This is a genomic window from Myxococcus sp. SDU36, from assembly GCF_030168875.1.
GTDB classification, from domain to species: Bacteria; Myxococcota; Myxococcia; order Myxococcales; family Myxococcaceae; genus Myxococcus; species Myxococcus vastator.
Map to the genome: position 1 here is coordinate 5,893,933 of NZ_CP077414.1, position 13,658 is coordinate 5,907,590.

General features: G+C 71.0%; 9 protein-coding genes. 5 read left to right on the forward strand and 4 right to left on the reverse strand.

The genetic code is table 11. The annotated features are described in order from the left end of the window. Positions 1-62: 62 nt before the first annotated feature. Together KGD87_RS23770 and KGD87_RS23775 are read right to left on the reverse strand one after the other, a co-directional pair. Positions 63-4,079 (reverse strand): hypothetical protein, encoded by a 4,017-nt coding sequence (locus tag KGD87_RS23770; protein WP_284662796.1) that lies wholly within the window; start codon positions 4,077-4,079, stop codon positions 63-65. Positions 4,080-4,259: 180 nt separating this feature from the next. Beyond that, complete coding sequence (locus tag KGD87_RS23775) at positions 4,260-4,451, reverse strand: CsbD family protein (RefSeq protein ID WP_284662797.1); 192 nt, start codon at positions 4,449-4,451, stop codon at positions 4,260-4,262. A 217-nt stretch (positions 4,452-4,668) separates the two neighbouring features. On the opposite strand from KGD87_RS23775, the gene KGD87_RS23780 reads away from it, so the two are divergent. Beyond that, positions 4,669-6,444 carry a methyl-accepting chemotaxis protein gene (locus KGD87_RS23780; RefSeq protein WP_284662799.1) on the forward strand — a complete coding sequence of 592 codons (1,776 nt, stop codon included), beginning with the start codon at positions 4,669-4,671 and terminating at the stop codon, positions 6,442-6,444. A 76-nt stretch (positions 6,445-6,520) separates the two neighbouring features. On the opposite strand, the gene KGD87_RS23785 is transcribed toward KGD87_RS23780, so the two are convergent. Together KGD87_RS23785 and KGD87_RS23790 are read right to left on the reverse strand one after the other, a co-directional pair. Continuing rightward, positions 6,521-7,375 (reverse strand): hypothetical protein, encoded by an 855-nt coding sequence (locus tag KGD87_RS23785; protein ID WP_284662800.1) that lies wholly within the window; start codon positions 7,373-7,375, stop codon positions 6,521-6,523. 98 nt (positions 7,376-7,473) lie between these two features. Next, entirely contained in the window at positions 7,474-9,042 is a 1,569-nt protein-coding gene (locus tag KGD87_RS23790; RefSeq protein WP_284662802.1) for a phytoene desaturase family protein, read from the reverse strand. 177 nt (positions 9,043-9,219) lie between these two features. On the opposite strand from KGD87_RS23790, the gene KGD87_RS23795 reads away from it, so the two are divergent. The 4 genes from KGD87_RS23795 to KGD87_RS23810 all read left to right on the forward strand — a co-directional run bounded on the left by KGD87_RS23795 (position 9,220) and on the right by KGD87_RS23810 (position 13,658). Next, positions 9,220-10,995 (forward strand): CHASE domain-containing sensor histidine kinase, encoded by a 1,776-nt coding sequence (locus KGD87_RS23795; RefSeq protein WP_284662804.1) that lies wholly within the window; start codon positions 9,220-9,222, stop codon positions 10,993-10,995. Between the two features lie 142 nt (positions 10,996-11,137). Further along, entirely contained in the window at positions 11,138-12,346 is a 1,209-nt protein-coding gene (locus tag KGD87_RS23800) for a DUF4374 domain-containing protein (protein WP_284662805.1), read from the forward strand. A 78-nt stretch (positions 12,347-12,424) separates the two neighbouring features. Then, positions 12,425-13,048: an MXAN_6652 family MXYO-CTERM-anchored protein gene (locus tag KGD87_RS23805; RefSeq protein ID WP_284662806.1), complete on the forward strand. Its 624-nt coding sequence runs from the start codon at positions 12,425-12,427 to the stop codon at positions 13,046-13,048. A gap of 127 nt (positions 13,049-13,175) precedes the next feature. Next, positions 13,176-13,658 carry a protein kinase gene (locus KGD87_RS23810; protein WP_284662807.1) on the forward strand — a complete coding sequence of 161 codons (483 nt, stop codon included), beginning with the start codon at positions 13,176-13,178 and terminating at the stop codon, positions 13,656-13,658.

The following is a 13,658-nucleotide window of genomic DNA, read 5'->3' on the forward strand; positions in this document are numbered from 1 at the left end:
GGGCCGCGGAGGAAGTTCCCCCCGCGGCCCGCGCCACCTCACGTCATGTCACCGCGTGAGCGTCACTGCGGGACGCTGAGCCGCAGCCGCAGCAGCGTCGGCTCCACCCAGGCGCTCGCCTCGGGGCCTCCCGCCTGGGCCTGGGCATCCAGGGACGCGTCGATGGCGGCCTTCAACCGGTCGGCACGCGACGTCACCGCCGGGTGCAGGTCCGCCAGGATGTGGTGGGCCGGGAGCTCGGCGGCGGTGCTGAACAGCGCGTACATGTCCATCACGTCGTTCATCACCGGCGTGACTTCGACGTCTTGCAGGGTGTCGTGCCCCGACAGCACGGCGTCCTCGCCGTACAGCAGTCCGCGCAGGTGCTCGTCATGCTCAAGCGATAGCGGCAACGCGAGCGCCGCGTAGGCCTGCCACACCAGCCGCGTGCCCGTCATCCGCTTCCCCTGGACCTGCAACGCGTCACCGGCCTGGTTCATCCGCGTCGCGATGGAGCCGTAGAACTGGCGCTGCTGGGACTTCAGCACGTCCACCATCCGGGTGCGGACGGCGGCGCGGAAGGCGGTGGCCATGGCGTAGTCGGACGACGCGATGTTCTGCGAGACGTAGCCCCACCGCTTCACCATCCACTCCTGGGGGTTCTGCGCGTTGTTCGGGTTGTAGGTGGGCCGGTCGACCCCGCGCACCATGGCGGTGAACTCCTGGCCTCCGGTGAAGCGGTGCGCGAACACCCGCTCGGACTTCCACGCGTTCGTCGCGGTGTCCCAGGACGTGTAGCGGACGTACACCGTGGACTCCAGCCGGTACTTGCGCTCGTACAGGCCGCCGAGGCCCGTGAAGACCTCCGAGTAGAGCTGCCAGCTCCCCTCGCCGCACAGGTCGATGGAGGCCCCGTCCACGTTCATGTTGTCCGCGATGAGCAGGGGGCGCAGCACGTCGTGGTTCCAGCGGGCCGGGTCCACGCCCAGGTAATCCGCCGCGCCGTCGCCGTTGTAGTCGCCCCACTGGCCGCCGCCACAGGGGACGATGGGCTTCTCCCCCTGCTTCAGGAAGTGCGTCGCCGGCTCCTGCTCCGGAGCGCCCCACATATCGACGCCGTGCATGCCCCGGGCGGGGTCATTGCGCCACGTGGACTCCGCCTGCTCGATGAGCACCTTCATCCACGCCCAGTCGGCCAGGTAGCGGGCGTGAATCCCGGCGAAGAGCGGCTTGCCGATGTTCTTCAGCGCCGTCTCGAGCTTCGTGCCCTGGGTGATGAGCTCGTTGTGGCGGGTGGAGACCATCTGCCCGCCGAGCACGGGCTGCTCCTCGAAGAGCTGCGCGTAGGCCTCCGCGCCCGCCATCCAGTCCTTCGGGCTGGAGATGCGCTCGCTGTGCAACATGGACAGCCCCAGCCCCAACTGCACGGGGAACTCGCGCAGGTAGTTGATGTTGTAGGAGAGCTTGTGCGTGGACAGCTCATCCGCGGGGCTGAGGTCCGGGTTGGAGCCGCGCCCGTCGATGCCCGCGAGCACCGTGGACACATGCGCGTCCACCGCGCCCCAGATGGAGAACTGGGTCTCCGCGGGGACGAACTCCTCCGTGTAGCGCATGGGAGTGGGGTGCCGCGAATCCCAGCCCAGGTAGTTCCAGGCCGCCAGTTCGAAGGGGTCGTTCTTCGTGTCCGCGAAGTATTCGTACATGTTCTGGTCCACGCGGTTGAGGCCCGCGTGCAGGGCGTACAGGGCCTCCTGGACCTCCTCCACGTTCTGGTTGGCGCGGCCCAGCGCCCAGTCCACCAGGGCGAAGCGCGTATGCATGTCGCGGTGGATGTCATTGAGCTTCCGGTCCACCCGGTCGAAGCGGCTGAGCATCCGTCCCTGCAGCTCCACGACGAGCTGATGGAGATTGCGCAGCTCCTTGAGGATGACCTGCTCGATGGGCGGCTCGGCCGGCTTGCGCAGGATGGAGAAGAGCTGGATGACGGCGCCGACCATCTGACCGGTGAACACGGCGGCGCTGATGACCTGGAAGCCCTTCAAGCCCGCGTCGAGGAAGCCGGCGACCTTCTCCGCGACCTTGATGGAGCTCTCCGCGTACTTCGCCACCGCCTCCAGGGTGGTGCCCAGCGCCTTGCTGAACCTCACGATGTCCGCGGCGAGCTGCGCCTGGCCATCAATCTTGAGGATTTCCGCCACCAACCCCAGGCCGACCGACACGCCCTCCTTCACGCCGCCGAGCGTCTCCTTCAACTCCGTCCCGCGCGTCTTCGCCGCCGCGATGGCCTCCGCGAGCGCCGTCTCTTCCGGCGTGGCCAGGGCGCCCACCAACGCCGCCTCGGGCTCGCCGCCGTGGTCCAGGGATTGCCCCTGCTGGGCGGGCTTCTTCAGCGCGACGGAGGCGCGGTACGCCTGCTCGGCGGTGTTCAAGTCATGGAGCATGTCCGAGTACTGCTCCACGGCGGACAGCCCCGCGGTGGCCGCGGTCGTCACGAAGGAACGAGCCTCCTCCGGCATGACGGACAGCGTTCCATCCGCTCCAAGGCGCGGCAGGACGAAGGCCCCCAGGGGGCCCATGGGCCTGGCGGTGAGCATCACCGAGGCGGTGTGGTGGGTCTGGAAGCCCACGCCAGCGCCGATGCCACCGCCATTCACCGCCGCCGCCAGCGCCGCGTTGCCCTGGGCGAGGTCATGCAGCCGGGCCCAGGTGTCCTCGGTGAAGGACTCCGCCTCGCCATAGCGGTCCACGAAGGACTGGGCGTTGGCGAGCCCCCGCTCCAGGTCCAGGCCATTGTGCATGCTGGCCAGCAGCGCGCGCGCATAGGCCCGCAGCGCGCGGCCCGGCGTCGTCGCGGTGGACAGGTGCGGCTCCGCCCGCGCGAGCATGCGAATCATCGTCCGCACCCGGGGGCCGGAGCCGTCCTTCGCCGGGTCGAAGGGGTAGACGTCCAGCGCGGTGGAGATGGCGTTGAGCCCCGCCGTCAGCTCCGCCTGGGAGAGCGCCGGGTTGTCGCGGGCCAGGAAGTACGCCGCGCCCGCCAGCAGATGCAGCCGCGGGTGCTCGTTGGACATGGCCACCGCCGCGTAGACGCGCCGGTTCACCTCCTGCGCGGACAGCGAGAAGACGCTGCGGCACTCCGAGCAGAGGATGGGCGCGTCATACACGGGCGCGCCAAGGCTCCCCGAGGCCGCCCACTCCGCCGCTGCCTGCGCCTGCACCTGCGCCTGGGTGGCGGTGGCGGGCGCCTGGCCCTCCACGAAGCCCGCGCCACAGTCCGCGTCCGGCGCCGCGCCATGGCTGACGTCGCGGCAGGTGCCGTAGAGCGGCGTCCCACTGCCAGGGCCGCAGGGCCCCGTCATCGTTCCGCACTGCGCCGCGTCGGTGACCCAGGCGCCGTTCACCTGGCACGTCTGGGGATTGAGGCAGGCCACCGTGCAGGGCGCTTCCACCGTGCCGCACTGCGGTCCCGTGCCCGTATTCACCACCGGGTAGTTGTAGAAGGTGATGTAGCAGAACTCCTCGCCCACCCCCGCGGTGGCGCCCTTGAAGGCCCCGCCCTCCGCGCGCGAGGACTCCTCTCCACCACCCACGGGCCTGCCACCGATGTACCAGAGCCAGGTGATGCCACCCCACGTCGACGACGGCGCGTTCGCCGACACGTAGTTCTGGGCGTGCCTTTCGCACGAGGCGCCGGGCTGCACGCCCAGTGGGACGACCGCCTCGTGCCCGCCCAACGAGAAGCCGAAGTCCGAGTGCCGGCACGTGCCGTACGACGTACACGTCTTCGGGCTCGTGTCCTCGCCACAGGCCGCGGTTGACTGCTGCGCGTAACACTCCAGGCTGTAGGTGAAGCCGCCGGTACACGTCCAGTCACCGGTCGCGATGTCCTCCGGCGTGCAGGCCAGGCCGTCCTCGACGGTACGCGCGGCGACGGGCCCATGGGACGGCTCGGCGCCCATGGGCGCGGGCTCACCGCAGCCCCAGAGCGCCAGCGCGGCCACCACCCCCTGGAGCCAGCGCGGATGCCAGCTTCTGGCGGACGCGTGTGCCCCCGGCGGACACACGTCTCCCCTCAACGACGAACTTCGCGACACCTGCATGGAGGACTCCCCCTCGTTCGGGTCTGCGACGGCGCGAAAGGGCCGTCCAACACCGGATACGAAGGGAGCGGGGATTCCTGGTCCTCACGCTGAAACGAAACGGGCCGCGAGGAAGGCTTCCTCGCGGCCCGAATCATTCACAGGCACCTGCATGCGGCCGGCAGGAGCCGGGAGGGACGGCTAGGGCTCGTCCCGGCGCGGCTTGTCGGAGTCGACCGCGTCCTTGATGGCGCGCTTGGCGTCCTCAATCTTCCCCTTGACGGCGCCCTTGGTGGAGTCACGCTTGCCCTCGGCCTCCAGCTCACGGTCGCCGCTCGCGGTGCCGGCCACTTCCTTGACCTTGCCCTTGGCCTTGTCGGTCCACTCGCCCATGACGGGTCTCCTTTCACAGCACACAGCGTGTTGGAGCCAGAGTGTGGGCATGCCGAAGGGGTCGCGCAGGCGCCCCAGGGCCGCTCGCCTGGCCAGCAACCAGGGGAGCCCCGCATTTCCATACACGCTGGATGAGGCGGAACAAGACTGGACATTGACGGCGAGCCATTCGCGCCCCACGCTGGGGTCACCGTTACCCAGGAGCACCGCTTCCCCGATGGCCACCTCCTCGCTACCGACCCCTGGCGCCCTGCTACGCCGGCTCTACCTGCTGCGGTCCGTCATCACCACGGTGGCCTTCACGCCCGCGGTCTACGTCGACATGCAGTTGCTCGACCTGTCGGGTGCGCGGGAGTTCAAGATTTTCCTGGGCATCATCACCCCGGTGGTGCTGGGCCTGTGCGCGGTGGTGCAACCCCTGGTGGTGATGCCGTGGCTGATGAAGCGCGCCCTGAGCACCCAGGGGACGACGCGGGTGGAGCGGCTCATCCGCATCCCCGCCAGCATCGCCTTCGTGGAGATGATGGTGTCGTGGACGCTGGGCGGCATCCTCTTCAACGGCGGCGCGGTGCTGCTGCTGGACCGGCCGGCGTCGGTGGTGATGCTGGGCGTGGCGGTGGCGGTGAGCGCGGGCCTCTTCAGCAGCCCGCTGGCGTACATGCTGTTCGAACGGGTGATGATGCCCACGGTGCTGGACGCCTATCAGCGCGCGCCCAGCACGAAGCCCGCGGGTGAGGGCTTCGCCACGCGCCAGTCGTGGCTGCTGCCCGCGATGGTCGTCTCCGCGCTGCTCATCACCTGCCTGGCCAGCATCGTCACGCTGCACCTGCGCCTGGAGCGCGGCATGGGCGCGCTGGCGGCGGACCTGGCGGCGCGGGGAGACACCGCGGCGGCCGAGCGCGTCCAGGCCACGGTGCGGCCACTGGAGGCGGAGCTGGTGCAGCCCGTGGTGGTGCTCGGCGGGTATGCCGCGCTGGGCTCCATCCTCACCGCGGCCTGGGCGGCTCGCCGGCTGGCCCGGGGCGCTCGCGCGGTGGGGGCGTCCCTGGAGGCCCTGGTGGAGGGCCGCGCCACGCCGCCCCAGTGGGTCTCCTCGGATGAAGTGGGCGACCTGGCGGCCTCGACGTGGCAGCTCTACCAGCGGCTCCAGGAGCTGCCGCGCTCGCTGCGCGCCTCCGCGGGGGACCTGGCCGACGCGGGCCAGCGGCTGTCACACGCCAGCTCCCAGCAGAACCAGACGCTGTCGCGGCAGGCCGCGGCGCTGCACCAGGCGCGCGCCACCGCGCAGGAAATCCAGCGGGCGTCTCACGTCACGCACTCGCGCGCCACCAGCATCCTCCAGGTGGCCGAGCGCGCCGCCGCCGTGGGCAAGCTGGGCGAGGAGTCCCTGGCCGGCACGGAGAAGGGGCTCACCGCCATCCGCGACATCGCGGCCGGGCTGCACGAGCAGATGCTGGACTTGGAGCAGCGCGCCCGCGAGGTGGGCCGCGTGTCGGAGGTGGTGAAGTCGCTGGCGGACCAGTCCCACATGCTGGCCATCAACGCGGCGATTGAAGCCACGCGCGCGGGCGAGCACGGCAAGGGCTTTGGCGTGGTGGCGCGGCAGATGCGCGACCTGGCGGACCAGTCCGTCCGGGCCACCAACCAGGTGCGCGGGCTGCTGGAGGGCATGGCCTCCGCCACACAGCAGGCCACGGCGATGTCGGACCAGGGCGCGGAGGGGGTGGCCGAGGCACTGGAGCCGCTGCGGCACAGCGGCGAACGGCTGCGCGAGCTGGCGGGCCTGTCCAAGGAGTCCGCGGTGGCGGTGCGGCAGATTACGGAGGCCGTGTCGCAGCAGCACGCGGGCGTGGACCAGCTCTTCGCGGCGGTGCGCGAGCTGGACGAGCTGACGACGGACACGCTGCGGCACCTGGACACCACGCAGCAGGCGGCCTCGGCCGTGAGCCACGCGACGGGGCAGGTGTCGCAGATGGCTGAGCGCTACGTCTGAGGCGGCGGCTCGCCCGTGCATGAGCGCGGGCCCCATGCCGCCTGGAGCGGCACGCGCGCGGCGCCTCCGCGCGCCGTCAGTCGCGCGACGGGGCGTCGTCCTCCACGCGCGCGGCGAGCAGGGGCGTCAGGCGCCCTTCGGCGCTCAGCACGGGCGTGCGCAGCAGCACGGCGAGCTGGCCCACGAGCACCGCCAGTCGCGTCAGCCGCTCCCGGGGCTCCTCGCCGCCCTCCTCGAAGCTGGCCGCGTCCAGGTAGGCGAGCTGCGCCGAAGCCCGCCCCTGCAGCCCCGCCACCCGCTCCTCCAGCGCCGTCAGCCGCGTGCGCAGCGCGCCCAGGAACGCCGCCGTCCGGGCCAGCAGCCCGGAGGCTTCATCCAGCGCCCGAGCGCCCTCCTCCGGAGGGCTCCCCGCGAGGATGCCGCGGGCCGAGAGGGCCGCGTACAACGACGTCCCATCCAGCACCACCGGCGGCGACTCCTCGTCCAGCCAGCCCCGCTCCAACCACGCCAGCACGGACTCCAGCGCGGCGGGCACCTGAGCGCCCATGCCCAACAAGGGCCCACCGCGCCGCGTCGCGCGGGACGGCGCTTGGCGCAGGAGCGCGCGCAGCGCCTCCAGCGCCTCCGCGTCGAGCAGCTCGGCTTCCCGGACGTACCCCCAGCGCTCCAGCCGCTCCAGCAGCGCGCCGAAGGGCACCAGCACCTCCGCGTGCACCCGCGCCTGGAGCGCGCCGTAGGTGGCCACGCCGTCGCGGACCTGGAGGCGGTCCGCCCGGAGCGCGGCCACGGCCGCGCGGTGCCGCTCACGCGCCTGGGCCCGCCGGGCATCCCCTGGCGGGGTGACGCCCGTCTCCGTCAGGACCTTCCGCACACCCAGGCCCAGCGCCGTCAGCACCAGGCCACCCACCGCGAATGGGATGAAGAAGGGCATGCCTCCCGACTATGCCAGCTTCGCCCCTGTCCCGCCCGGCGGATGCGGGCGGCCCTTCCCCGCCTGCCGGGTGGGCGCGCCACCGGATGGCGCGGCGCTCACCCCGCGCGAGCTTGAGCGGGCGCCTCCGGCTCCAGCGGCGGCACATACGGCCAGCCCGGCAGCGGTCCCTTGCCCGCCTCGCGCGTCAGGTAGTCCGCGGCGATGTTCGCGCTCTCCATGATGGTCAGCAGGCCGCTGCCCGGGTGCGTGCCGCCGCCCACGAAGTACAGCCCTTCGATGTCGCGGTTCTTCACCTTCGGCCGCAGCGGCCCCAGCTGCAGCCACGTATGCGACAGGTTGAACACCGCGCCCCGGAATACGTTGAAGTCGTCCCGCCACGTCTCCGCGGTGAAGTAGCGCTCCTCGCGGATGTGCTCGCGCACGCCCTTCAGCCCCACCTTCTCCAGCATGGCGGGGATGCGCTCGCGCAGCGCCTGCTCCGTCTTCGCCCAGTCCACCGGACGGCCCGTGTTCGGCGTGGGCACCAGCACGTACAACGTCGAATGGCCCGCGGGCGCGCCGGACGGGTCCGTCACGCCCGGGTTGCACACGTAGAAGGGCGGGTCCTCCAGGTCGACGTGCCGGTCCTCCAGCGTGTCGCGGTCCGTGCGCCGCGCGGACTCCGACAGGTAGATGAGGTGGTGCGGCAGGTCGGCGTACACCGTGTCCAGGCCGTAGTACGCCATGAACGTGCTGCACGAATACTTCGCCCGCTCCAGCGCCGCGTCCGTCAGCCGCGAGCCTTCCCGCGCCTGGGCCGGAATCAGCGACTGCGCCGCGTAGGCCAGGTCCGCGTTCACCACCACCGCGTCCGCCTCCAGCACCTCGCCGCCCACCAGCTTCACGCCCACCGCGCGGCCCGCCTCCACGCGCACCTGCTCCACCGGCGCGCCCATGCGGAAGGTGGCGCCCAAATCCTGTGCGCAGCGCATCATGCCGCGCGACAGCTCGCGGAAGCCGCCCTCCACGTGCCAGACACCGAAGGCCAGCTCCAGGAAGGGAATCACGCTGAACACCGACGAGCACGTCGTGGGGTGCAGGCCCAGGTACTTGGACGGGTACGCCAGGGCATACGTCAGCCGGTCATCGTGGAAGAAGCCGTCCAGTTGCCGGTACAGCGTCTGCCAGGGCTTGAAGCGCAGCGCGGACGCCAGCCGCCACGGCGCGTAGTAGCCCAGGTTGTCCGCGGAGGTGCAGATGAACTTCTCGTAGGCGATGCTGTACTTCTCCCGCCCGTCCTCCATCCACTGGCGCAGCGCGGTCGCATGCCGCGGGCCGAACTTCTCCAGCTCCGCCTCCATGCGGTCCAGGTGCCGGGTGGTGTCCAGGTGCGTGCCGTCCCAGAAGTGCACCCGCGTGTTGACGTCCAGCGGGAGCAGCTTGACGTAGTCCTCCAGCCGCCGGCCCGAGCGCCGGAATATCTGCTCCAGCACCCCCGGCAACTGGAGGATGGAGGGCCCGGTGTCCACCGCGTATTCGGCCGACGCGCCCAGCGTCAGCCCCTTCATCCGCCCTCCGGGCACCGCGTCCTTCTCCACCACGGTGACCTGGAAGCCCTGCCCCGCCAGGTTGATGGCGGCCGACAGGCCCCCCGGTCCCGCACCCACGACGATGACGTGCCGCACGCTGCCTCCCTCGTTCGCCGCCCTGACCTACCGGATGCCAAGGCCCCCCGGTACCCCGGTGAACGAAATCCCACCTTCTCATTCATGTAGCGAACGCCCGAGCCGGCCAGGACGTTACAAGAGCATCGTCCGGCACTGGCTCCCGGGCAGACGCCATTCCAGCCTTCTCCCCCCACCGTGCCACCGCGCTCCTCCTCCCATCTGCGCCGCAACGCCGCCGCCTACTGCGTGGTCCTGGTGGGGCTGCTCATCACCGCCGCGGCGACGGCCTATGTGCAGCAGAGCATCCACGAGCGCCGCCTGCGCCGCTTCGACGACGCGGTTCAACACGGGGTGCTGGGCCTCCAGCAGCGCCTGGAGCTGAACGAGTCCCTGTTCCTGGGGGTGCATGGGCTGTTCACCGGCAGCCGCTACGTGGACCAGGCGGAGTTCAGCGCCTACATGGAGAGCCTGACGTTGAATCGCACCTTCCCGGAGCTGGAGGGCATCGGCTTCGCGCGGTGGCTTCGGCCGGAGGACGTGGCCCGGTACGACGCGGAGGTCCGCGACAGGCAGACGCCAGGCCCTCCCGTGTGGCCCCCGGGCCCGCGCGCGGCCTACACCGCCATCGTCATGATGGACCCCCTGGACGCGCGCACGCGGCAGGGCCTGGGATTCGACATGCTCACCGAGCCCAGCCGCCGGGCCGCGATGCTGCGCGCGCTGGAGACGAGGCGCCTGGCCGCCACGGGCAAGGTGCGGCTCATCCAAGGCTGGGAGGACGCCGCGGGCCGCGTGGGCTTCGTGCTCTTCATCCCCGTGTACACCCCTCCGCGGGACGCCCGGCCCCCTGGGGCCCCCACCGAGAATCCGCGCGGCTTCGTCTACCTCCCCCTCGCCATGGAGGACCTGACGAGCGAGCTGCGCTTCATCGGCTTCAAGGAGAACATCGACCTGGAGGTGTATGACGGGACGGAGGTCCGCGACGCCGCGCGCCTCTACGCGTCCAACCACCCGGCGTCACGCGGGGCCCCCGTCTTCCAGCAGGACGTGAGGATACCCGTGGCCGGCCAGACCTGGACGCTGCGGTTCAGCGCGAGCCAGGCCTTCCTCGCCACCGGCACCACCGGGCAGCGTGGCACCGTCATCGGCGCCGGGCTGCTGGTGACGCTGCTGCTGTTCTTCATCACCCGCTCGGAGGTCCGCGCCCGGACCACGGCCGAGGCCGCCAACACGGAACAACAGCGGCTGACCGGCGAGGCCCGCGACGCCGTCCAGGTGCGCGACGACTTCCTCAGCATCGCCGCGCACGAGCTGCGCACGCCCCTCACCAACCTCAAGCTCCAGCTCCAGCTGCTGTACCGCCAGCTTCGCGGCGAGGGCCCCCTGGACGTGGAGAAGCTGGCGCAGCGGGTGCAGTCCAGTGAGCGGCAGACCACGCGCCTGGCGACGCTGGTGGACAGCCTGCTCGACGTGTCCCGGCTGGCCCGCGGCCGGATGGAGCTGAACCTGGAGCCCGTGGACCTGGATGAGCTGGCGCACGAGGCCGTCCGCCGGTTCGAGACGGAAGCCAGGACAGCGGGGGTCCAGGTGACGGTGGACTCGCCCGGGCCCGTGACGGGCCAGTGGGACCGGATGCGGCTGGAGCAGGTGCTCACCAACCTGCTGTCCAACGCGCTCAAGTACGGCCACGGCGCCCCCGTGGATGTGCGCGTGCGCTCGGACGAAACACACGCGACGCTGGAGGTGGAGGACCACGGCATCGGCCTCCCGCCGGAGGACGCGCAGCGCATCTTCGGCCGCTTCGAGCGCGCCGTCTCCAGCCGCCACTACGGCGGACTGGGCCTGGGCCTCTTCATCACCCGCCAGCTCGTGGAGGCCCTGGGAGGCCGCATCAGCGTGGCCAGCACCCCGGGCCAGGGCGCCACCTTCACCGTCGTGCTGCCCTTGCGCGGCCCAAGCCCCGTGGCTTGACGCGCCCGTCTGATTCTTGACTTTTCATGAATTCCGCCTAAACAACTCCTGAAATTGAGAATGCGTATCGTTTTCATCCAAAGCCTACAGCTCCGCTCCGGATGAAACGGCGCCTCGCTCCACTTCCAGGAAGGCCGTCTTCATGAAGCAGCTCATTGCCCGCTCGGGTCTCCGACTCTCCGCCGCCGCGCTCGCGCTGTCCCTGATGGGCGGCTGTGACGACTCCGGCGACGACTCCACCGGCCCGCTGTACGCCATCACCACGCAGGACCTCAACGCCGACCCGGCGGAGAGCTACGTGGTGGTGACGCGGGAGGCGGAGCAGACCGCGCAGCTGTCGCTGGACGGCGCCATCAAGGTGTCCGGCCGAGCGCTGGGCGTGGGCATCCGCAAGTCGGGCCAGGTCTACGTGGTGTCGGATGACAGCCCCGTCGTGACGCGCTACTCGCTCACCGAGGACGGCCGTCTGGAGCAGTCGGGCACGGTGAGCTTCGCCAGCCTGGGTGTGATGTCGCTGGGCGAGTACCAGGCGAACTTCCAGTTCGTGTCGGCGACGAAGGCGTACTTCTTCGACGGCATCACCGCGCAGGCGGTCATCTGGAACCCCACGGAGATGACCGTCACCGGCAACATCGCGCTGGACGCGCTGGAGGTGCCCGACACCGAGATGGCCTTCTCGGGCTCGGTCGTCTCGGACAACGGACAGCTCATCATTCCCGTGGGCTGGCGTCCCGTGGCCGGCGTGGGCATCACTCCGCGGACGGGCGTGGTGGCCGTCGACACGGCGACGGACACGGCCACCGTCGTCACGGATGAGCGGTGTGGCTACGCGCACGACGCCGTGCTCGGCCCGGACCGCAAGGTCTACGTCGCGACGGAGGCCTACGGCGCGGCGGTGCACCGGGTGTCGGCCGACGCGGCGCCGGAGCCGTGCCTGCTGCGGTTCGACCCGCAGACGCGCACCTTCGACACTGGCTTCCACCGCTCGCTGTCGGAGCTCGTGGGCGGCGGCACCGCGGGCTCGCTGGTCCCCGGCCCGTCGGGCACGGCGTACCTGCGCGTGCTGGATGAGAGCGTCGCCCCGGTGCAGGAGGGCGCGCACCCCCGCGGCATCGCGAGCGGCGCCGGCTGGCAGTGGTGGGCGCTGAATCTCAACACGCTGACGGCGACGCGGAACACCGGGTTCCCGGCCACCTCGGGCAGCAGCTTCCTCTTCCACACCGAGAACCAGACGCTCTACACCGAGTTCGGCGCGGGCTCCGCCTCCACGACGCTGCACGTGCTGGGCGACAACGGCCGGCCCACATTGACGACGCAGGGCCTGTCCTTCTCCCTGCTCCAGCTGCGTTAGGCGGAGGTCTCCGGGGCTCCGCGCACGCGGGGCCCCGGCTGTAGCACCACCGGGTTTCACCCATCTTCTGGAGTGTCCATGCGTCTTCCGTTCCGCATCGCGGGCGTCGTCGTCGTGTCATCGCTGTGCTCCGTCCCCGCCTCCGCCACCAGCACGGGCGTCACCGGCCAGACGGGCAAGGAGGGTCCCACGTGCAGCACCTGCCACCAGGGCGGGGAGCGCCCCACCGTCGCGCTCGAAGGGCCCGCCACGCTCGCGCCGGGCGCCACCGGCCAGTACACCTTCATCATCCGGGGCGGTCCCGCCAGGACGGGCGGCGTGGGCATCGCCGTGGACAGCACGGCGGCCACGCTCCAGCCCGGTGAGGGCATGAAGAAGCTCGGCGCCGAGCTGACTCACGCACAGCCCCAGCCCTTCGCGAGCAACGAGCTGCGGTTCAACTTCAGCCTCGTCGCCCCCGCGACGGACGTCACCCTCACGCTCTTCGGCGCTGGCAACTCCTCCAACGCGGACCTCCACACCGACGGAGACCGGGCCGCCGCCACGAAGCTGAGCGTGAAGGTGGGCCAGGGCACGCCGGACATGGAGCCGGATGAGCCGGACGAGGAGAGCGGAGGCTGCGCCGCCGCGGGCAGCGCGCCGCTGTGGGCCCTGCTGATGGCCGCCGCGCCGCTGGCCCTGCCGCGCCGCCGCCGGAGCTGAGACGTCGCTCGCGCGGGTGGATGAGGCCCACGCCTCATCCACCGGGGGGGGTGAAGGCGCGCCTCTTCACCTGGCTTCAATCACACGATAAACCGAGAAGGTTTACAACCTGCATCCGGGAGTCTCCGTGCTCATCCGCCCCCCGCAACCCAGGCTCCGCCCCATTACCGAGGAGGAACAGGCCCGCGCGCATCCCGCGCGACGGCCGACCCTCTTCCAGGTCGCGGGAACGCGGTACATCTATGTCAGCACCCTGGACTCACGCCCCAACGGCGAGGTCCTCATGCGGGCCGAGCGACAGGAGCGCCACGGCCTGAGCGGCCCGGTCCTCATCCGCCGCGTGAGCTCGCCCGCCACGTTCGAGCGCAGGCAGCGGTTGGTGGAAGAGGTCCAGTTGGCCTACCGGCTGAACCACCCGGCCATCGCCAAGGTCCACCTGTTCACCGTCCATTCAGGCAAACCCTACGTCATCATGGAGTACGTGGACGGCCCCACCCTTGACGGCGTGTTGAACCTGATGGCCCTGCGGCGCCAGCCCGTCTCCACCGCCTTCGCACTGTACGTGGGCGCGGAGGTCGCGGACGCGCTGGCCTATGCGCGCACCGCCTGA

What these genes read in the sequence shown, in the direction of transcription:
- KGD87_RS23775 (WP_284662797.1), bottom strand. Translation starts at nt 4,451, where the DNA reads ATGGGCGAGTGGACCGACAAGGCCAAGGGCAAGGTCAAGGAAGTGGCC.
- KGD87_RS23800 (WP_284662805.1), top strand. Translation starts at nt 11,138, where the DNA reads ATGAAGCAGCTCATTGCCCGCTCGGGTCTCCGACTCTCCGCCGCCGCG.
- KGD87_RS23780 (WP_284662799.1), top strand. Translation starts at nt 4,669, where the DNA reads ATGGCCACCTCCTCGCTACCGACCCCTGGCGCCCTGCTACGCCGGCTC.
- KGD87_RS23785 (WP_284662800.1), bottom strand. Translation starts at nt 7,375, where the DNA reads ATGCCCTTCTTCATCCCATTCGCGGTGGGTGGCCTGGTGCTGACGGCG.
- KGD87_RS23770 (WP_284662796.1), bottom strand. Translation starts at nt 4,079, where the DNA reads ATGCAGGTGTCGCGAAGTTCGTCGTTGAGGGGAGACGTGTGTCCGCCG.
- KGD87_RS23805 (WP_284662806.1), top strand. Translation starts at nt 12,425, where the DNA reads ATGCGTCTTCCGTTCCGCATCGCGGGCGTCGTCGTCGTGTCATCGCTG.